The following is a 20,899-nucleotide window of genomic DNA, read 5'->3' on the forward strand; positions in this document are numbered from 1 at the left end:
TGACCGGTGATGAACCGACAGCGAAGAAGGGTGATTCTGGTAACGGACGGGGACTACGTCGCCCAAAAAGTAATCGAGAGGGTCGCCGGCGAGGTAGGAGGACGCTGCATCTCGCTCTCCGCAGGCAATCCGACGCCGCTGCGAGGCAGCCAGATGGTTGAACTCATCAAGATGGCACCGTACGATCCCGTGATGGTCATGTTCGACGACAATGGCGACTTTGGGAGGGGAAGAGGGGAGCAGGCGATTGAGTACGTCGTCAAACACCCGGATATCGAAGTGATCGGCGCCATTGCCGTCGCTTCGAATACGAGGTCGGTCCGTGGCGCGACCGTCAGCTACTCTGTCGACAACCGGGGTAGGGTGGTGGAAGGCGCCGTGGACAAAGACGGATATGCTGACCCGCAGCTTCAAAATCGCATCTATGGCGACACCGTGGATATTTTGAACACGCTTCACGTGCCAAATGTCATCGGCATCGGCGACATCGGTAAGATGGATGGAAGAGACAGTCTGGACAACGGCTGCCCGATTACCAGAAAAGCCGTGCAGTGGATATTGGAAAGGAGCGGAGAGCATGACACACGTAACCGAGAAGCGCCGTCCCATCTCGGACCACATTGAAGAGAACAAGGAGTATTTTCACGACCGGCTGGGGGTGGGCACCAGCTTTGATATCGCTGCCCACGACTTCTACATCGGGAGCACGCGGGTGCTTTTGTATTACATAAACGGTTTTGCCGACAGCCATCTCATCACCCTGATCATGAAAGACTTGAACGATCTGCGTGGGCGAGAGGTACAAAACAACGTGTTTGACCTTCTGTTTTACAAGTACATTCCCTTTTACCAACTGGAAAAAGTCAGCACGACCGACGAATTCATGGACAAGCTGCTGGTTGGGCAGGTGGGTCTGATCATCGACCATTCTCCCCATGCCATCATCATGGACGCGAAGGTGCTGCCGGTACGGACACCGGCAGAGCCCGATACGGAGAGAATCGTACGGGGGGCCCACGACGGCTTCACGGAGGCGCTGGTCACCAACACGGTCCTGACTCGAAGGCGGATTCGCGACGAGCGCCTGCGCTTCGAAATCATGCAGATCGGGGAGCGCACGAAGACGGACGTAGCCGTCGCATATTTGAAGGATGTAGCCAATCCCAAGCTGGTAGACACGCTCAAGGAACGCCTGCAACATATTCAGATCGACGGGATTCCGATGGCGGAAAAGACGGTGGAGGAGTTTATCATCGGCAAGACGCTCAATCCCTTTCCGATGGTCCGGTATACGGAGCGTCCCGATGTAGCGGCAGTGCATTTGCTGGAGGGACACGTGCTCGTTTACGTAGACAACTCTCCCAGCGTGATGATTACCCCCGCGACTTATTTTCACCATGTCCAGCACGCAGAAGAGTACCGCCAGACACCGGTTGTCGGGGCTTACCTGCGCTGGGTGCGCTTCTTCGGCATTTTCGCATCGCTATTCATTTTGCCGATCTGGCTTTTGCTCGTGATGCACCCGAGCATGATTCCGGAGCCGCTGCACTTTATCGGGATCAAGCACAAAGGGAGCATTCCTCTGCTGGGGCAATTCCTGATGGCGGAGGTCGGGCTGGATCTGATGCGAATGGCCGCGATCCATACGCCGACTCCTCTGTCCGTGGCCATGGGACTTCTGGCGGCGATCCTGGTGGGAGATGTGGCCATCAAAGTGGGGTTGTTCGCCCCGGAAGTCATTCTCTACCTGGCGGTTGCTGCCATCGGCATGTATGCCACGCCAAGCTATGAGCTCAGCATGGCCAACCGCCTGGTCCGCCTCTTCTTGATCCTCATGGTCGGGTTCTTCTCCACGACAGGCTTGATGATCGGATTGACGCTTGTCCTGATCGCGCTGGCCGCCACCCGTTCCCTGGATACTCCATACCTGTGGCCGTTCATTCCGTTCAATTACAAAGCGCTGAAGGATGTTTTGATCCGGATGGCCGTGCCGCAGAAAAACACCCGCCCCAGTATTGTCCGATCGAAGAATAGCGCCAGGCAATAATATTCTGAAAACGTCGGTCAACACCCATTGTCAAATGAACGTCCATGTAGTACATTGGATGGGAAGCCTTGCTTAGATAAGTATGTTCGGCAACTGACCTTGTGTCGGTTGCCTTTCTCTATAAAAGGTTGAAAGAGGCAAGACTGATTCGGTGCAGGAGACTGGGGAGGAAAGAAGCATGTTTTTACACGGGACAAGTCGAGTAAACGAGCAGGGCAACCTGGAGATCGGAGGTTGCGATACGACCAAGCTCGTACAGACATACGGCACACCGCTTTACGTATACGATGAGGCGCATATCCGCAGCAATTGCCGGGAATTTGTTGAGGCCTTCCGCAAGTCAGGCTTTGCTTTTCAGGTAGCATATGCCAGCAAGGCGTTCTGCACCATGGCCATGTGCAAATTGGTCGAAGAGGAAGGGCTGTCGCTGGATGTCGTGTCAGGAGGCGAGCTGTTCACCGCCTTGCAGGCAGGCTTCCCGCCGGAGCGCATTCATTTCCATGGCAACAACAAATCTCCGGACGAGATCACCATGGCGCTGGATGCAAAAATCGGCTGCTTCGTAGTCGACAACTTTTACGAGCTTCACCTGCTGGAAGAGCTGGCGGGGGAACGGGGCGAAAAAGTATCGGTCCTGCTGCGTGTCACACCAGGGGTTGAGGCGCATACGCACGAATACATTTCCACCGGCCAGGTGGATTCAAAATTTGGATTTGACGTAAAACACGGCCACGCTTTGGACGCGATGCGATACGCGCACGAGAGCCGTCATCTTCATTTGCTGGGCGTACACAGCCACATCGGTTCGCAAATTTTCGAGACGGAAGGCTTCCTCGTCGCGGTGAAAAAATTGACCGAGCTGCTGGGCGAGGCCAAGGAAGCGTTTGGCTTCGTGCCGGAAGTGCTGAACGTAGGGGGCGGATTCGGAATCCGCTACGTGGAAGGGGATACGCCGCAGCCTGCGGAAGCGTATATCAAGGCGATCACAGACGCCGTGCGCGAAGAGCTGAACGCCCGCAGCATTCCGCTTCCGGAACTGTGGATCGAGCCGGGGCGCAGCATTGTAGGCGACGCAGGCACGACCCTGTACCGCATCGGCTCCCGGAAGGAAATCCCGGGCGTGCGCAAATACGTAGCGGTGGACGGCGGCATGACCGACAACCTCAGACCAGCCCTGTATCAGGCTGAATACGAAGCGGCCATTGCCAACAAAATGAACGAGCCTGCCACAGAGGTCGTCTCCATCGCCGGCAAGTGCTGCGAATCCGGCGATATGCTGATCTGGGACGTGAAGCTGCCCGCCTCTTCCGCAGGTGACATTTTGGCGGTGCCAAGCACAGGCGCCTACGGCTACTCCATGTCAAACAACTACAACCGAATCGCTCGTCCGGCCGTTGTATTCGTAAAAGACGGCGAAGCGGATCTGATCGTCAAGCGCGAGAGTTACGCGGACGTCATCAGCCATGACCTGCTGCCAAAGCGTGCGCAATTGCAACGCTAACCGAATGAAATTGAGAGCCTCCCCGGGAGTTCGGGGAGGCTTTTTCGCGCTCGCGACGAGATTATTTATCAATCCTCCATCACTCATTTACAAAAAATTCACGAGCGGGTGCCATAATGGAAGGGGGCGAGGAGGAAGGATTCACCATGTGGTCGATGCTCATGAGAAAGTTTCGGCGTTTTCCCGTCTTTTCCCTGGATAAGCGACAATGGATGAAAAACGTCATCCACCAGGAAGTTGGGAAAGGGAAGCGCGTCATCATGTTTTATGTAGATATCGTCAAACTGACGGAAGTGGAGAATCGCTATGGCGATGTGATCGCCAAACGGGTCCTCCATATTTTCGAGCGGATTCTGCCGCATGTCTCCCGCCAGGTGTTTGAAATTCGCGGCAACATACTCGCCATTCAAAAGCTGTGGGGCGACGACTTTGCCATCTACGTCTCGTTTGGCGGGGACGTGAATGAGGAAGACTGCCGGATGCTCTCGATTCATTTTCAGGAACAAGCCGAAAAACAGCTCAATCGGCAGGTGAGTTTCGTCAACCGGGAGGAGCTTCGCGTCCATATCGGCTATGCGGCTATCTCGGGACAAGACATCGTCAAGGAAATGTACACGTCAGTCAAGCGGGCCGCACATATGGCCAAGTACGGAATCACCTCCGAAACCTATACGCACGTCACGCAATTTCACCAGGTACTCGCCGAGGAGAATGTGACGATGAATTTTATGCCCATCGTTCATTTGCCGGATGGGGAGACCCTAGGCTGGGAGGCGCTGGCACGTGGACCGGAGGGAAGTCCGTTTGCGACGCCGTCGATGCTGTTTCGCTATGCGGAAGAGACGGACACGGTCTTCCGGCTGGAACACATTTGCCGGAAACGGGCGTTGGAACAGCTGCGTTACGTCAAGCCTCAACAAAAGCTGTTCATTAATTTGGACCCCCGCGCAATTGACGATCCGTTTCTTCTGCGGGGAGAAGTGTTTGCCCGCTTTGAACAATACGGCTTGAATCCGTATAACATTGTGTTTGAAATTACCGAGCGACATGCCATCTCGAACTATGCGGTGTTTCGCAAAATCATCGAAGAATACCGCAAAAAGGGGTATCTCATAGCCGTCGATGATGCGGGAGCGGGCTATTCCAGCCTGGAATCGATCACAGAGATTTACCCGGACTTCATCAAGCTCGATATGTCGCTGATTCGCAACGTCGATGTCGATCCGATCAAGCAGGCTCTCTTGGAAACCATCGTGCAGTTTGCCGAAAAGGTCGGGTGCAAAATCATCGCGGAGGGAATCGAGACCGGACGCGAGCTGGAAACGCTGATCGAGGTCGGAGTGACTTACGGCCAGGGCTATTTTCTCGGCAAACCGGACAAAGGCATGGGGCACGCATCCGGGCAAGCGATGAATTTTCTGCGCACGATGCAGGAGAAAAAAGCGAGCGTACGGGAAGAGCCGTTCCTGTTCACTCCCGCCATGTCGGAGATCTTGGCGAAGACGATCACGGTGGAAAAGCATGTGAAGGTGCGACGCGTCCATGAAATTTTCGAACAAAACCAGCGGATTGAAAGTGTCGTGGTCCTGGAAGAGGGCCGGCCAGTCGGGCTCGTCATGCGCTTTGCACTCTATCAAGTGCTGGGTGGTCAATACGGAATCGCCCTTTATTACGAGAGGCCGGTCTCGCAAATCATGAACGCCAATCCGCTCATCGTCACCAAGGACGACAAACTGGACGAAGTGGCGCGCAGGGCGATGACACGGGATGCCTACCACTTGTACGATGTGGTCATCATTACAGGCGTTGAAGGGGAGTACATCGGAATTGTCACCGTACAGAGCTTGCTGGACAAAATGGCCTCCATCAAGCTCGAGATGGCTTCTTCCGCCAATCCGCTGACAGGACTTCCCGGAAACGTGCAGATCGAACGGGAGTTGAACAAGCGCATCAAGCAGCAGGTGTCGCAGATGGTCATCTACTGCGATCTGGATCGCTTCAAGTGGTTCAACGACCGCTATGGATTCGAGACGGGGGACCAGATTATTGTCCGGACCGCGAATCTGCTCAAGGAAGCGGTGATGCGGTGCGGCAGCGGAGACGATTTTATCGGGCACATCGGCGGAGACGACTTTATTTTGATCACGAAGGCCGCGGGTGCAGACGAGCTGATATCGTTTCTGCTCGAGGCGTTCCCCTTGTTTTTTGCGGACATTTATGAAAAGAGGGGCTTGGGGGAAGGAGCTATCCTTTCCATGTCGATGGCCGGCGTATGCATGATCCCTGGGCTCTATGAAAATGTGGAAGCGATTGCCGAGCGGGCCGCTTACGTCAAAAAGCGGGCCAAGGAGCTGCCAGGCACCGTCTTCCTCGACGAAAGGGACTGCGCAGCCGATGAAACGCACCAAACGCAGGTATAAGTTGGACGGCACTCCTCACCCATGGTAAAATGGGTACGTTAACTTAACCCATGTCTGGAGGCTCACAAATGAAAAAAGCGCTGATCACCATGGAAAACGGCAACCAAATCGAACTGGAGCTGTTTGAAAAAGAAGCTCCGGGAACCGTTGCCAACTTCGAGAAGCTGGCAAACGAAGGCTTCTACAACGGTCTGTCGTTCCATCGCGTCATCCCTGGATTCGTCGCGCAAGGTGGCTGCCCTTACGGAACAGGTACAGGCGGCCCTGGCTATACCATCAAATGCGAAACAAAAGGCAACCCGCACAAGCATCTGCGCGGCGCTCTGTCCATGGCCCATGCGGGAAAAGATACCGGCGGCAGCCAATTCTTCATCTGCTACGATTCCTTCCCTCACCTGGATGGCGTACATACCGTATTCGGCAACGTCATCTCCGGCATGGAGCACGTCGATGCCATTAAACAAGGCGACAAGATGAGCACCGTCAAAGTAACGGCTGAATAGGAGTGCCCCGACAAAACACTGGCGTTGAATCGCCGGTGTTTTTCTGTTTGTCAAGGAACGCGCTGGCCAGAGGCTTGTAAGCCTATCCATCTGCTGGTATCCTAGAAAATAGACGATTTTTTTGAGGAGGAACCAATGGATCTTTTTCATTTTGATTGGAAGACGGTGCCGTTCCGCATGATCGCGTTCGTCATCGCCTTCTCTTTGCATGAATGGGCTCACGCCTTTGTCGCCTGGAGGCTGGGAGACAATACGGCGAAAGACGAAGGCCGCTTGACCGTGAATCCGATTCCCCACATCGACCCGTTCGGTTTGATCCTGATCCTGTTCGGGCCGTTTGGCTGGGCGAAACCGGTTCCGATCAATCCGCTTCATTTTCGCGGCAATAAAAGGCTGGGGATCGTGTACGTGTCGGCAGCAGGTCCGCTGATCAATCTGGTGCTGGGCATTTTGTTTTCCGTTCTGTACATCGTGGTGGGCTACTCGGGAGCACTGGAAGGCATGACGGAGAAATGGGCGTACGCCATTAAGCTTACGATAGAGTATTGCATCATCATCAACTCGGCTTTGTTTGTTTTCAATCTGTTGCCGATCGCCCCTCTGGACGGATACAAGATCCTGCGTTTCTTGTCACCGCGCAGCTGGGATCGCTTTTTCTACAATTACGAGGTCTACGGACCGTGGATCTTGCTGCTTTTGATCTTCATCCCGGGCATCAGCTCCACGATCTTCGGAATACCGCTCGGCTTCGTCATTATGTGGGTGCAACAAGCAGCTTTGAAGATCGTCACACTGTTCGTATAAGGAAACGAGGGACTACCTGTGGCTTACAGCATCAAACTGGATTCTTTTGAGGGGCCGCTCGACCTGTTGCTCCATCTGATAGACAAGGCCAAAGTGGATATTTACGACATTCCCATCGCGGAAATAACCGAGCAGTACTTGGCGACGATCGATACGATGCAGCAGCTGCAGCTGGATGTAGCGAGCGAATTCGTCGTCATGGCGGCGAGCCTCCTCTCGATCAAAAGCAAGATGCTGCTGCCGAAGAAAGAGGAGCACGTCTTTCAGCAGCTCCTCGATATGGACGTCGAAGAGATCGACCCGAGGGAAGAGCTGGTCCAGCGGCTCTTGGAGTACAAGCGCTACAAGATGCTGGCGGAGCGCCTGCGGGAGATGGAAATCGGACGCAATCAGGTGTATACGCGCCCGGCGGAAAATTTGGCTCCCTACGTGCGGGAAGAGGATCATACCGTGAAGAACGTCACACTTTACGACCTCATTTCCGCCCTGGAGAGATTGGTGAAAAAGGCGACGGACAAGCAGCCGATTACCAAAGTATCGCGCGATGAAGTGTCCATCAAGGACAGGATGCGCGAAATTCGCGAGCTGGTCCGGGTAGGGGGAGGAATGGTTCGCTTCTCCCAGCTCTTCTCCAAAGGAGCGACCCGCTCGGAGATCGTCACAAGCTTCCTGGCCTTACTGGAGCTGATGAAAGCGAAAGAAATCACCTGCGTCCAGAATCAGTTGTTTCAGGACATCATGATTTGCGAGAACAAAACGAAAGGAGTCCCTGAAGATGGACTATGACAAGCTGAAAGGCGTCATTGAGGGCTTGTTGTTCATTTCGGGCGATGAAGGCATCGATGCCAAGGAAATCAGCGAGATCATCGAGGTATCGGAAGAAGAAGTCATCGACTTGATTGAAGACATGAAAGCAGACTTTCGCCGCGCAGGGAGAGGGATTCAGATCGTAGAGGTCGCCCGGGCGTATCAGCTCACGACACTGCCCGAGCACGTTCCTTACTTTGAGCGGCTGGCCAGCTCGCCGAACCAGTCGACGCTTTCCCAGGCTGCGCTGGAGACCTTGGCCATCATCGCTTACAAACAGCCCCTGACCCGCTCGGAAATCGAAGAAATCCGGGGAGTGAAATGCGAAAAGGCGCTCAACACCTTGCTGTCCAAGCAGCTCATTCGCGAAGCGGGGCGAGCGGAAGGCATCGGGAGACCCATCCTGTATGCGACGACCAAGGACTTTTTGGAACACTTTGGATTGCGGGAATTGGCGGACCTGCCGGAGCCCCCGGTCAATTTGGACATTGAGGAGGCCCGCATGGAAGCGTCCGCCCTGTTCGGAAAGGCCGAAGAACCGACAAACGACTAGCTGCGTACGGGCAGTTTTTCGTACTAATAGACGACTCGTCCCCATATACTTGGTACAAACCTGTGCATCGTCGTACTTTGTAATGGGGAGGACGTTTATGAAGGTGCGAAAATTAGTGTCCGGCGTGCTCGTCGTTTTTCTTTTTATACAGGTCCTTCTGTTGCCTGCTACGGACGCGAATGCCGCTGCCAAGCCCCCTGGGCTGTCGGCGGAGAGTGCAGCGCTGATTGACGTGACGAGCGGGCGAATCCTGTACTCGAAAAATGGCACGAAAAAAATGCGAATCGCAAGTCTGACCAAGACGATGACTGCGATTGTGGCGATCGAGTCGGGCAAGCTGAACGACGTGGTCACAGTGCCGCAAGAGGCCGTAGGAGTCGAAGGTTCTTCCATTTACCTGAAAAAAGGGGAAAAGCTGACCCTGGAAGAGCTATTGTACGGGCTGATGCTACGCTCCGGCAACGATGCGGCAGTGACGATCGCCACCCATGTCGGGGGCTCGCTCCCCGGCTTCGTCTACATGATGAACGAGAAAGCGGCAATGATCGGGATGAGCCACACGAACTTTACGAATCCGCACGGGCTCGACGACAGCAACATGCACTACTCTACGGCCGAAGATATGGCCAAACTGTCCGCCTACGCCTTGCGCAATCCCGTGTTCCGCCAGATCGTGTCTACAAAAGTAAAGGACATCTCGTGGGAGGGCGAGCAGTGGGACCGGCGTCTCTTGAACAAAAACAAAATGCTCCACCTGTACGAGGGAGCGGACGGAGTAAAAACCGGCTATACGAAGCTAGCGAAGCGCTGCCTTGCATCGTCCGCCACGCGCGACGGAAGGCAGCTGGCGACGATCACGCTTAATGCCTCGGACGACTGGAACGACTCCGCCAAGCTGTTGGACTACGGCTTTGCCAACTTTCCGCTGAAAGAACTGGTAGGGGGCAAGCAGGACGTGAAGCCGGATACGCCCGTTACGATGGAGAGGGGTACGCACCTTGTCACCATGAACGCGTTTCGCTATCCGCTGCAGCCAACCGAGGCCGATGACGTACACAAGCGCGTCGTTCTTGGGGAGTCGGTGATCAACGGGAAAATGAACGGTCAATTGGTGGGCTTTCTGCAATTTTACCTGAAGGAGGACATGATCGGACAAGTGCCGCTGTTGGTAAGTGCCGATTCCTCGGTCGAGGGGAGACCCGAGTCCGGAATCCGCGGGTTTTGGCGGCACTTCTGGACGATAGCGGCGGGAGGGCTGTGGAGTGCTTAACATCATCTGGCTGGCCCTGATTGTCGTCAGTATCGTGGTAGCCGCCATCAATGGAAAGATCAATGTCGTCAACCAGGCAGCATTCGAGGGAGCAAAGACAGGCGTGACCGTTTGCTTTGGCCTGCTGAGCATTCTCGCCTTCTGGATGGGTCTCATGCGCATAGCAGAAAGATCGGGGCTGCTGGAGCTGCTGGCACGCGTCCTGTCCCCGATCATCCGGCTGCTGTTTCCCGATGTGCCCAATGGGCATCCCGCCATCGGCTACATTTTGTCGAACATGAGCGCGAATTTGCTCGGGCTGGGTAACGCAGCGACGCCCATGGGACTGAAAGCCATGGAAGAGCTGCAAAAACTCAACCCGAACAAACATGTGGCCTCCCCTGCCATGTGCACGCTCCTCGCGATCAATACAGCGAGCATCACCATCATCCCGACCACGATGATTGCCATCCGGATGCAGTACGGCTCCGCGAGTCCGGTAGAAATCGTCGGAACGACTTTGCTCTCTTCCTTCGGGGCAACGATTGTCGCCCTTCTCCTAGACCGCTGGTACCGCTACCGTCATGCGAAACGTCACAGATAGGGGGAAGTCGCATGTACCAATGGGTATCCCTGCTTTCTCTCTGGGCCATTCCCGTAACGATCTCCTTCGTGCTGCTGTACGGCTGGCGGAAGCAGGTACCCGTCTACGAGGCTTTCGTGGATGGGGCGAAGGGCGGACTCACGACAACGATCCGCATTCTTCCGCACCTGATTGCCATGATGGTGGCCGTGACGATGTTCCGGGAGTCGGGTGCCCTCGAACTGTTGCTTGGACTGATCCGACCGCTGCTCGATGCGTTGCATTTCCCGGAAGAGCTGGTCCCGCTCGCTTTGCTGAGACCGTTGACGGGGACTGGGTCGCTTGCGATCGCCACGGACCTGATCGCTCAATACGGGCCGGATTCCTTTTTGGGCAGGCTGGCGGCGACCATGCAAGGCAGCACCGATACGACGCTTTACGTCCTGACTGTGTACTTCGGCGCCGTCGGAATCCGCAACTCGGCTTACGCCTTGAAAGTCGGGCTCTGGTCCGATTTGGCCGGGGTCATTTTTTCCCTGCTTGTCGTCTCGTACGTATTTTCCTAAACAGAGTTCCGGAAAAACTTCCTCGGCTTGGGGAAGTTTTTCCCTTTTTCTTGTCCACACTGGTAAGAATGGGTATGATGTTGGAGAGGTGATCCATGAATGGAACGTTTACAAAAAGTTTTGGCACACGCAGGAGTCGCCTCTCGTCGGCATTGCGAAGAACTGATCGTGCAAGGCAGTGTTCAAGTGAACGGCAAAGTGGTGCGTGAATTGGGTACGCGAGTGGATCCAAGCGTCGATCGGATCACGGTGAACGGCCGGGCGATCCGCATCGAGCAGCACGTCTACCTGATGCTATACAAGCCTACGGGCGTTATTACCAGTGTATCGGACCCGCGCGGACGGCGGGTGGTCACGGACCTGCTCACGGGAATCAAGGAGCGTGTTTACCCGGTAGGCCGCCTGGATTACGATACGTCCGGCTTGCTCCTGCTGACGAACGACGGGGAGCTGGCCAACCGGCTGGCCCATCCGAGCTACGAGATCGACAAGGTGTACCGCGCCTGGGTGCGAGGTGTTCCGAGTCCTGACAAAATCAAAAGGCTGGCGACAGGGATTCGCCTCGAAGACGGTATGACTTCGCCAGGAGAGGCCCGGTTGCTCAAAACCGCCCCCGGTCAGGACAAGGCGCTCGTCGAATTGACCATTCACGAGGGGCGAAACAGGCAAGTGCGGCGAATGTGCGAGGCGATCGGCCATCCCGTCCTTTCGTTGGAGCGGATCAGGCTCGGCTTCCTGACATTGGAAGGATTGCAGCTTGGGCAGTACCGTCCACTGACGAGCACGGAAGTCGAAAGGCTGAAGCAAGGGCTCGTCCAAAAGCGAAAGCCCCGAGAGAATCGGCGTTGATACGTTCAAAATCTGTTCATAAGTTATACGCTGCCGGAAAAACTAGGAACGCTATAATAGAAAGGAAAAACATTGTAATTGATTAGGGTAGATGGGAGTTAGGGCAAATATGAACAAAAGCAATCGTACATACATTCGCGTCGCCGTTTTGGGCCTCCTGCTCGTGGCGCTTGTCTTTGCTCTCTATTCAAGCTTTGTCAAGGATCCGAATGCGGTCAAGGTGGGGAGTGCGGCTCCGAACTTCAGCTTGCAGCAGCTGAACGGACCAGAGATGGCCTTGGGCGATCTGAAGGGCAAAGGGGTCGTGCTCAATTTCTGGGGAACGTGGTGCGAGCCGTGCAAGAAGGAACTGCCTGCGCTGCAGCAGCAATACAACCAGTTCAAGGACAAAGGGCTGGTCGTGATCGGCGTCAACATCGGCGAATCTCCTGTTGCCGTCGAGCCGTTCGTAAAGCAGTTCGGTGTCAATTTCCCGATCCTGCTCGACAGCGATTCCCAAATCACCAAGCTGTATCGCATCGGTCCCATTCCGACGACGTACTTCATTTCTCCGGATGGGGATGTGGAAGAGATCTTCATCGGCCAGTTGAACGAAGCCATGATTGCAGAGAAAGTGACGAAAATCTTGCCGTAAGTGAGGATTTACTATGGATCAGCGAAAATGTGAATGTGGACATGCCAATCCCGTTGGAACGCTGCTCTGCGAATCCTGTGGCAAGCCCCTGGACGTTGAACTAGCGGAGCAGACAGCATTTCCGGACATGCGCTACGAAGGAATGGCGCGCCGTTCCCAGACGTACACGAAGACAATCATCGACCGGGTCTGGAACTGGTTTTCTTCTGTCAAAATTGCAATCGGTATCATTCTTGTCATCTTGATTGCGTCGGCTGTGGGGACGGTGTTCCCCCAACAGCAATACATACCTGTGCCCGTGCCGACGGAAGCGGACGTGGCCCGCTTCTATACAGAGACGTACGGAACGCTGGGGACCATTTACTACGAACTGGGCTTCCACAACTTGTATTCTTCCTGGTGGTTTGTGACCCTTCTGGTCATGCTCGGGACGTCGTTGGTCATTTGCAGCTTGGATCGCGTCGTGCCGCTGTACAAAGCGCTTTCCAAACCGCGACTCAACCAGCACAAGTCGTTTTTAAAAGGCCAAAAGCTCTTTGGCGAGGGATCAATGCCGGCCGGCCAGACTCAGGAAGAACTATTGGGTACTGCCGGGCAAGCGCTCCGGAAGAAAGGCTATCGCATTTTCTCGACCGATCGCGCGCTGATGGCCGAAAAAGGCAGATTCAGCCGCTGGGGGCCGTACATCAACCATATCGGGTTGATTCTCTTTTTGATCGGGGTGCTCATGCGCAATCTTCCCGGATTCTTCCTGGATGAGTACGTCTGGGTGCGGGAAGGCCAGACCGTGGCGATTCCCGATACGCCATACTACGTCAAGAATGTGCAGTACCATACCGAGTACTGGTCCGAGAGTGACATGCCGCAGCAGCTGGACTTGAAAGGCGGCGTCATCCCGAAGAGCTTCCAGACCGATGCTATTTTGTACATAAACAAAAACGCCGATTTGCCGGGAGCCAAACCCGAGCTGGTGGAAGTGAAAAAGGGACCGATCGTGGTCAATCACCCGATGGAGCATGAAAGCCTTTACTTGTACCAATCGGGCGTGCAGGAAATGCAGTTGGGCGCTCTGAACTTCGAACTGGTCGATCAGAAAGCGGGCAACAAGCAGCTGGGGCAAATCAAGATCGACCTGTACAATCCGCCGAAAGAGCAGGACATCGGCAACGGGATCAAAGTGAGAACGCTCGACTACTTTCCGGATTTCATCATGGGGAAGGACGGCAAACCTGCAACCCAGACCAACTTGCCGAAAAACCCGATGGTCGCATTGGAAGTCATCGGAGAAAACGGGAGCCTCAACGAAAAAATGGTCTACCTGCAAGGAACGATCATCACCCAGAAGTCGGACCCTCGCTACGGACTGGTCATCCATAAGCCGGATCTGATCGACATCACGGGATTGAACGTACGCATGGACAAAGCGGTTCCCTTGATCTACTTCGGTGCGTTCATCTTCATGATCGGGGTGGTAATGGGCTTCTTCTGGCAGCATCGCCGCATTTGGGTCCAGTTTCAGGAAGGGCACATCCTGCTCGCCGCCCATACCAACAAAAACTGGTATGGCATGCGCAGAGAAGTGGACGGCCTGATCGATCAGATGAAATGGCAGCTCGTATTGGAAGAAAAATCGAAGGCGTAATGGCTTCAAGGAGGGACTTCTGAGTGCAGCTCATCCAATTGAGTGACTGGTTATTGGATATCGCGTTTCTGCTTTACGTGCTCTCGTCTGTAGTATTCGTCGTAGCGGTGACGGGGAAGAAATGGGCGGGGCGCGATCCCCACGTGCACGAAGCGCGTTTTGGCCGCATTGCATACGTGATGGCGGTCATCGGTTTTTTGGCCCAGACCGGATATGTCGTGACCCGCTGGATCGGGGGCGGGCATAGTCCCACCAGCAACATGTTCGAGTTCATGGCATTCCTGGACTTCTGTATTATTCTCGCCTATCTGATTATTTACAGGATTTACAAGCTGACAGTGATCGGTGCTTTCGTCCTGCCGCTCGGGGTCATCATGCTGGCGTACTCGTACGTGTTCCCGAAGGAAGTCACGCCGCTCATCCCTTCGCTGCAAAGCTATTGGCTGCACATCCATGTAACGACAGCGGCATTGGGAGAAGGAATTCTGGCGGTCGGATTTGCAGCAGGTCTCATGTACCTGATTCGCACAGTCCCGCAACATGTCTCCACCAGGAGCACGAAATGGCTGGAAGTGGTTTTGGCCGTCGTACTGATGCTGGTGGGCTTTATCGGAATGGAATCTACATTCGCCCGCTTGGATCAAAAGACGATCTTTGAAATGAACAAGGCGCAGCCGAACGCGCTAGGGCAAATGGAGAAGCCGCAAGCCGTCTACACCATGCCGGCGATCGTGGCGCCAGCCGATTCCACTGTCATTCAGGCAGGACCGATGTCTCCGCTGTTTACGGCACCTACCTGGATGGAAGGCAAAGATGCCGCTCGCAAACTGAATACGATGCTGTGGTCGATCATTACGGGCGTGATCCTTTACGGAGTCTTGCGCTTGCTCTTCCGCAAGAGGCTGGGGGCGATCATTCAGCCGTCCGTAGAAGGGATCGAGCCGGAATTGCTGGATGAGATCAGCTACCGTGCGATCAGCATCGGCTACCCAGTCTTCACGCTGGGAGCCCTCATCTTCGCCATGATTTGGGCGCAAGAGGCATGGGGACGCTTCTGGGGCTGGGATCCAAAAGAGGTATGGGCGTTGATCGTCTGGCTGTTTTACAGCGCATATCTGCATTTGCGCCTGTCGCGCGGCTGGATTGGTGCAAAGTCAGCCTGGATGTCCGTCATCGGTTTTGTCATCATCTTGATCACGCTGGTCGTAGTCAACCTGGTCATTGCCGGTTTGCACTCCTACGCAGGCGTCTAACTATCCGAGAAAAAGCTGGTTCAAACGCCAGCTTTTTGGACTATTTTCTTACGGTTATACGATATCATGAGGCTAAGAGGTGTAAAGCATGGAGAAAATGGCACGTATCCTTGTTGTTGATGATGAAGAGCGCATCCGCCGTCTGCTGAAGATGTATCTGGAACGAGAAAACTTCCTTATCGACGAAGCCGACAACGGGGAGCAGGCAGTCGAAATGGCGGTCGGCAGCGACTACGACATCATCCTGCTCGACCTGATGCTGCCAGGCATGGACGGCATTGAAGTCTGTCAGCGCATTCGCGAGTTCAAAGCTACGCCCATCATCATGCTGACGGCAAAAGGAGAGGAGACCAACCGCGTTCACGGGTTTGAGGCGGGAGTCGACGATTACGTGGTGAAGCCGTTCAGCCCCCGTGAAGTGATGTACCGTGTGAAGGCCATCCTGCGCCGTTCTTCCGCTACCGCTTATTTGAAAACAGAGACATTCAATAGCCATTCGGTCCTCGTCTTCCCGGAACTCACGATTGATCACGATGCGCATAAAGTCATCGCAAGCGGCCAGGAAGTAAGTCTCACACCGAAAGAATACGAGCTGCTGCACTACCTGGCGCTCTCCCCTGATAAAGTCTTTACCCGGGAAGAATTGCTGAAGGATGTATGGCACTACGAGTTCTTCGGAGATTTGCGCACGGTGGATACGCACATCAAGCGCTTGCGCGAGAAGCTGAACCGCGTCTCTCCTCAGGCGGCAAACATGATAGCGACAGTGTGGGGCGTCGGCTACAAGCTAGAGGTGCCAAAATAACGTGGACGTCTATTTTCGCAGCGTAGTCGGAAAGCTATGGATGACCATTATCGCCTTGTTTGCCCTGGTCTTGACGATTTTCAGCCTGCTGATCGTACAGTCCTTCGATAGCTTTTACACGAATCGGCAAACCAAAAACTTGCAAGAGCTAGCGGAAGGTCTGTCAAACGGCCTGTCCGCCAGCGAGGATACGCAGCGGGCGCTGGAGATGGCTGCGACGTTTGGCGTCGTGCACCATACCGGGATGGTCGTGCTGGACAACCAGAAAAAAGTGATTGGAACGAGCGAAGGGAAAGGTCTTCCCCCAATTCCGATCGACCAGCTGCTGGCTGCGCCCGAGCTAAGGCTGCAGGACGCACTGGCAGGCAAGCATCCAGCACCCGAGCGGATCTATTTGCCAGTCGGGGGCGGCGGACAGAACAATCCAAACGCCAATATACAAATACTCGCGGTGGCTGTCCCGATGAAATCCGCTGCGGCACAGTACGGATCGGTCGTCATGTATCAGGCGATCGAAGATTTTGATGATACGGTGAACGAAGTACGATTCCTCATTTTCGTGGTGGGGGTCATCGCCTTTATTTCCACGACTGTTTTCGCCTTTTTCCTCTCCTCGAGAATCACGATTCCGCTGCGGCAGATGAAGGAGACCGCCCATCGGATTGCGGAAGGGGACTTCCATGCGGAGATTCCCATCCGGACGACGGACGAGCTGGGCGAGCTGGCTGCTTCGTTCAATACGATGGCCACTCGGCTCAATCAGCTCGTCGATGCCTTGTCCAAGGAAAAGGAGCAGCTTGCCAGCGTATTGCGCAGCATGGTCGACGGAGTCGTGATGATCGATACGGAAGGCAAGATCGCTTTGACCAACCCTCCGGCTGAGCGCTTTTTGCGGGATTGGAAATACGAGCATCCGTCCGAACCGATTCCGCTGTTCTCGATTTATCAGCAAGTCGTCCAGACCGGACAGGAAGTGACGGAGGATATACCCCTGCAGGGACGCATCTGGGCGCTGGTCATGGTGCCGGTGAACGACCGCGAGCAAATTCGCGGAGCGGTTGCGGCTCTCAGGGACATGACACAGGAGCGCAAACTGGACAAGATGCGCAACGATTTCGTCGCCAACGTTTCCCATGAGCTGCGCACGCCTCTGTCCATGCTGCAAGGATACAGCGAAGCGATCGTGGACGACTTCGCCACGACGCCCGAAGAGCACAAGGAGCTGGCGCAGATCATCTACGACGAATCGGTGCGCATGACCAAGCTCGTCAATGAACTGCTCAGCCTGGCGCGGATGGAAGCGGGGCATGTAGAGCTGTTCCGGGAAACTGTGGAGCTGCGGCCTTATATGGAGCGAATCCAGCGCAAATTCACCAATCTGGCTCGGGAGCGGGACATTCATCTGCTTCTTGACATGGCGACCACTCACAGCGAAGTGAACATCGATCCGGATCGGATGGAGCAGGTGCTGACGAATCTGATCGACAATGCATTGAGGCACACGCCGGCAAGCGGAAGTGTGACGATTCGGGCCCGCGGAGAAAAAGACAAGACGCTGCTGCTGGAAATTAGCGATACGGGCAGCGGTATTCCACAGGAAGACCTGCCGTTCGTGTTTGAGCGTTTTTACAAGGCGGACAAGGCTCGGACGCGCGGTCGGGTAGGCGGCACGGGCCTTGGTCTCGCGATTGCGCGGAACCTCGTAGAGGCGCACGGTGGGACGATCAACGTACAGAGCAAGCTGGGAGAAGGAACGACGTTTACGATAGCCCTGCCTGTCCAAGCGAAGACAAAATAGGAGTGTAGAGAGAAATGATCAAGACGATCTTGTTTGATGTGGATGGCGTCATGCTCAGTGAAGAACGTTACTTTGACGCGTCCGCACTGACTGTATGGGAGCTGCTGTACAGCCCGCAATACCTCGGGCTGAAGTCGGACGCCTTTACCCCCGCTCCGCAGGAAACCGATATTCGCCGGATTCGCGAAGAGGTGTTCGCGAGAGACGAAGTGCTGGACTTGATCAAAGCACGGGGGATCAACTCCAACTGGGACATGGTCTACTTGACGTTTTCCTATCATTTGATACGACTGGTTGAGGAATTGAAATCGCAAATGGGGGAGAAAGCAGCCAGCCTGCTTGGCGGGCAGATCGACCGTGAGAAGCTGGCACAGCTGCGAGTGTGGAAAGAGGCATACGCTCCAGGCTTTGCTCCCGACTACGCTGCGTTTACTCCCGATTTCGCGAAGGGTACTGCGCAAAAGGCGGAGATGCTGCTTTATCTCAATCAAATTGCCAAGGAGCGCTGCGGTATCGAGACGGACACGTTCTCGCGCAACAGCGTGCTGTGGGAGCTTTGTCAGGAGACGTTTCAGGAATGGTACCTCGGCGATGAGCGGGTCGCCGCTTCCATCGGCAGAGACACGATGCAGCCCGGCAAGAAAGGCTTTCTGGCCGATGAAATTCCGATCGTTCCGCCAGCTGAGCTGATCGAGCTGCTTCGCACATTGAAAGAGAAGGGGTATACGCTCGGGATTGGCACCGGACGGCCGACGATCGAGACACACGTCCCTTTGAATGAATTGAAGGTCCTGGAATGGTTTGACCCGGATCGTATCGTGACGGCGTCCCACGTATTGCAGGCCGAAGAGGAATATCCGGAGCATGCTCCCTTGTCCAAGCCGCATCCTTTTTCCTATGTAAAAGGGATGCTGGGATTATCTGCCCCGAACAGCGGTGTGGTGAACATTCCTCTCCCGATCGCCAATGGGGAGGAAGTGTTGATCGTCGGAGACTCTATGGCGGATTTCCTCGCGGCACGTTCCATCGGCTGCCAATTTGCGGCTACGCTCACCGGCCTGTCTGGTCAGGAGGCGCGGTCCAAGTTTGAGGAAGTCAAAGCCGACTACATCCTCGACGATGTACGCGGTCTCCTGTCCATTCTGAAATAGGGCGAGGACGAACGCGAATCGATTGACTCAAAAAAGACTCCGTCTGGCAGATCCAGGCGGAGTCTTTTTGCTGACCTCTTTTATTCCCATTGCAGCGATTTCAGGCATTGACAACGGAAGGCGTGAATCAAAAACAGATCCACGACATTCTTGCGCACGATCACCTCGTACGTGCCATCTTCGTGCGAGTAAAACAGCGCGTCCGTATAGTCCTTGTTCTCCTCGAAAAATGTGCGAACTTGCTTGAGACGTTTGCGCATCTCCTCGGATTTGACGACGATTTGGAACGAGACGTCGTTGTGGTTTTCGATCTTCTGAATATCGATCAAAGATTCGTCAAAGGTATAGCTCAGCAAGCGGTTTCCTCCTCACCAAATGAAATAGCGCAAGTATACGTAGAGATGAGAAATCACTATGGAGATGAGCATCAGCGGGAAAGCGACTTTCAGGAAGCCGACGAAGCTGATGTTGTGTCCTTCCTTGGAGGCCAGTCCTGCGACGATGACGTTGGCGCTTGCTCCAATCAGCGTACCGTTACCGCCCAGACACGCCCCGAGCGCAAGGCTCCACCATAGTGGTTCTAAGTTCGTGATGCCAAGAGAGCCCATTTCCTTGATCATCGGGATCATCGTCGCGACGAAAGGAATGTTGTCGATAAAAGCGGAAGCGATCGCACTCAGCCACAAAATGAGCAGGGAGGTATGAAGTGGATCGCCACCGGTCAGCTTCATGGCTTCTGCCGCGAGTTTTCCGATGACACCGGTTTCAACCAGCCCCGAGACGAGGACAAACAAGCCGATGAAGAAGAAGATGGTATTCCACTCGACTTTGCTGATGGCATCCTCCAAGTAGTGCTCGCCGGTGAGCAAGAGCAAAAGGAAGGCGCCAGTCAAAGCGATCGTGGCGGACTCGAGCTCAAGAGCACCGTGCAGCATGAACCCGATGATCGTCAAAGCCATGACGGTTAACGATTTTTTCAGCAAAACGGTGTCGGTAATCTCGTCGCGTTCGTTCAGCTGCATGATCTTCGCGCTCAGTTCCGGTGTTGTGACCAATTGCTTGCGGTAAATGAACACGAAACAGAGGATCGTAACGGCCATAATGATCACGATAACGGGAGCGAGGTTGAACAAAAAGGCCATGAAATCGAGTTCGGGTACAGCACTGCCGATCATGATATTGGGAGGATCGCCAATCAGTGTCGCGGTTCCCCCTGCATTTGAAGCAATAATCTCACTGATCAAAAAGGGGATCGGGTTCAATTGCAGTTGGCGTGCGATGCTGAACGTGACCGGAACGATCAGCAGAACAGTCGTCACGTTGTCCAGAAAGGCGGACGCGACCGCTGTGATAATACTTAAGTAGACAAGGATTCGAATGGGCTTGCCCTTTGCAGCCTTGGCAGCGCGGATGGCGACGTATTTAAACACGCCTGTCTGCGCGGTGATGGCTACCAGGATCATCATCCCGATGAGCAGCCCCAATGTGTTGAAGTCGATGTGATGGATGGCCTGCTCCTGGCTTACGATGCCAAACAAAACCATGAGGATCCCGCCGGACATCGCAACGATAGTGCGGTGCAGCTTTTCACTAATAATGAATGCGTACGTGACTAAAAAGATGCCGATGGCAAACAGCGCCTGATTCGTCATAAGAAGCTCCTTTCATTTGCAGGGTGGTCTTGTCCTATTATAGCGAGAAGGAAAAAAAGGGTAAAGAAAAAGACCCGGCTCG

20 protein-coding genes are annotated in these 20,899 nt (G+C 54.7%); 18 read left to right on the plus strand and 2 right to left on the minus strand.

The window, feature by feature from the left end; translation table 11 throughout:
* The first annotated feature begins 9 nt into the window (after positions 1-9).
* The 18 genes from spoVAEA to RGB73_RS13145 all read left to right on the plus strand — a co-directional run bounded on the left by spoVAEA (position 10) and on the right by RGB73_RS13145 (position 19,165).
* Positions 10-624, plus strand: coding sequence for a stage V sporulation protein SpoVABEA (spoVAEA, locus tag RGB73_RS13060; RefSeq protein WP_310772629.1), 615 nt, complete (start codon positions 10-12; stop codon positions 622-624).
* Positions 578-2,047: a spore germination protein gene (locus RGB73_RS13065; RefSeq protein WP_310772631.1), complete on the plus strand. Its 1,470-nt coding sequence runs from the start codon at positions 578-580 to the stop codon at positions 2,045-2,047. Before spoVAEA ends, RGB73_RS13065 begins: the two co-directional genes overlap by 47 nt.
* 178 nt (positions 2,048-2,225) lie before the next feature.
* Entirely contained in the window at positions 2,226-3,548 is a 1,323-nt protein-coding gene (lysA, locus tag RGB73_RS13070) for a diaminopimelate decarboxylase (RefSeq protein ID WP_310772633.1), read from the plus strand.
* 146 nt (positions 3,549-3,694) lie between these two features.
* Positions 3,695-5,968: a GGDEF domain-containing protein gene (locus tag RGB73_RS13075; protein WP_310772635.1), complete on the plus strand. Its 2,274-nt coding sequence runs from the start codon at positions 3,695-3,697 to the stop codon at positions 5,966-5,968.
* A 68-nt stretch (positions 5,969-6,036) separates the two neighbouring features.
* Positions 6,037-6,471 carry a peptidylprolyl isomerase gene (locus tag RGB73_RS13080; protein WP_310772637.1) on the plus strand — a complete coding sequence of 145 codons (435 nt, stop codon included), beginning with the start codon at positions 6,037-6,039 and terminating at the stop codon, positions 6,469-6,471.
* Positions 6,472-6,606: 135 nt separating this feature from the next.
* The gene (locus tag RGB73_RS13085; RefSeq protein ID WP_310772639.1) at positions 6,607-7,275 is read left to right on the plus strand and encodes a site-2 protease family protein; all 669 of its coding nucleotides are present in this window, start codon (positions 6,607-6,609) and stop codon (positions 7,273-7,275) included.
* A gap of 18 nt (positions 7,276-7,293) precedes the next feature.
* The gene (locus RGB73_RS13090; RefSeq protein WP_310772641.1) at positions 7,294-8,061 is read left to right on the plus strand and encodes a segregation and condensation protein A; all 768 of its coding nucleotides are present in this window, start codon (positions 7,294-7,296) and stop codon (positions 8,059-8,061) included.
* On the plus strand, positions 8,051-8,635 hold the full coding sequence (scpB, locus tag RGB73_RS13095; protein WP_310772643.1) for an SMC-Scp complex subunit ScpB: 585 nt from the start codon (positions 8,051-8,053) through the stop codon (positions 8,633-8,635). Before RGB73_RS13090 ends, scpB begins: the two co-directional genes overlap by 11 nt.
* A gap of 97 nt (positions 8,636-8,732) precedes the next feature.
* Positions 8,733-9,905 (plus strand): D-alanyl-D-alanine carboxypeptidase family protein, encoded by a 1,173-nt coding sequence (locus tag RGB73_RS13100; protein WP_310772645.1) that lies wholly within the window; start codon positions 8,733-8,735, stop codon positions 9,903-9,905.
* Positions 9,898-10,488 (plus strand): nucleoside recognition domain-containing protein, encoded by a 591-nt coding sequence (locus RGB73_RS13105; protein WP_310772647.1) that lies wholly within the window; start codon positions 9,898-9,900, stop codon positions 10,486-10,488. Before RGB73_RS13100 ends, RGB73_RS13105 begins: the two co-directional genes overlap by 8 nt.
* Before the next feature lie 11 nt (positions 10,489-10,499).
* Positions 10,500-11,033, plus strand: a complete 534-nt coding sequence (locus tag RGB73_RS13110; protein ID WP_310772649.1) for a spore maturation protein — start codon at positions 10,500-10,502, stop codon at positions 11,031-11,033.
* A 99-nt stretch (positions 11,034-11,132) separates the two neighbouring features.
* Entirely contained in the window at positions 11,133-11,882 is a 750-nt protein-coding gene (locus RGB73_RS13115) for a pseudouridine synthase (RefSeq protein WP_310772651.1), read from the plus strand.
* A gap of 109 nt (positions 11,883-11,991) precedes the next feature.
* Entirely contained in the window at positions 11,992-12,516 is a 525-nt protein-coding gene (gene resA / locus RGB73_RS13120) for a thiol-disulfide oxidoreductase ResA (protein WP_310772653.1), read from the plus strand.
* Positions 12,517-12,529: 13 nt separating this feature from the next.
* Positions 12,530-14,158, plus strand: a complete 1,629-nt coding sequence (gene resB / locus RGB73_RS13125) for a cytochrome c biogenesis protein ResB (protein ID WP_310772655.1) — start codon at positions 12,530-12,532, stop codon at positions 14,156-14,158.
* Positions 14,159-14,181: 23 nt separating this feature from the next.
* Positions 14,182-15,411 (plus strand): c-type cytochrome biogenesis protein CcsB, encoded by a 1,230-nt coding sequence (gene ccsB / locus RGB73_RS13130; protein WP_310772657.1) that lies wholly within the window; start codon positions 14,182-14,184, stop codon positions 15,409-15,411.
* Between the two features lie 88 nt (positions 15,412-15,499).
* Positions 15,500-16,216, plus strand: a complete 717-nt coding sequence (locus RGB73_RS13135; protein ID WP_005835983.1) for a response regulator transcription factor — start codon at positions 15,500-15,502, stop codon at positions 16,214-16,216.
* Position 16,217: 1 nt separating this feature from the next.
* The gene (locus RGB73_RS13140; protein WP_310772663.1) at positions 16,218-18,014 is read left to right on the plus strand and encodes an ATP-binding protein; all 1,797 of its coding nucleotides are present in this window, start codon (positions 16,218-16,220) and stop codon (positions 18,012-18,014) included.
* Positions 18,015-18,028: 14 nt separating this feature from the next.
* Positions 18,029-19,165: an HAD family hydrolase gene (locus tag RGB73_RS13145; RefSeq protein ID WP_310772665.1), complete on the plus strand. Its 1,137-nt coding sequence runs from the start codon at positions 18,029-18,031 to the stop codon at positions 19,163-19,165.
* 80 nt (positions 19,166-19,245) lie between these two features.
* Here the strand turns inward: RGB73_RS13145 and RGB73_RS13150 are convergent, their stop codons facing one another.
* Positions 19,246-19,521 carry a hypothetical protein gene (locus RGB73_RS13150; RefSeq protein WP_310772667.1) on the minus strand — a complete coding sequence of 92 codons (276 nt, stop codon included), beginning with the start codon at positions 19,519-19,521 and terminating at the stop codon, positions 19,246-19,248.
* Between the two features lie 12 nt (positions 19,522-19,533).
* The gene (locus RGB73_RS13155) at positions 19,534-20,817 is read right to left on the minus strand and encodes an ArsB/NhaD family transporter (RefSeq protein ID WP_310772669.1); all 1,284 of its coding nucleotides are present in this window, start codon (positions 20,815-20,817) and stop codon (positions 19,534-19,536) included.
* Between the last annotated feature and the right edge of the window lie 82 nt (positions 20,818-20,899).

The organism is Brevibacillus brevis (assembly GCF_031583145.1).
GTDB classification, from domain to species: Bacteria; Bacillota; Bacilli; order Brevibacillales; family Brevibacillaceae; genus Brevibacillus; species Brevibacillus brevis_E.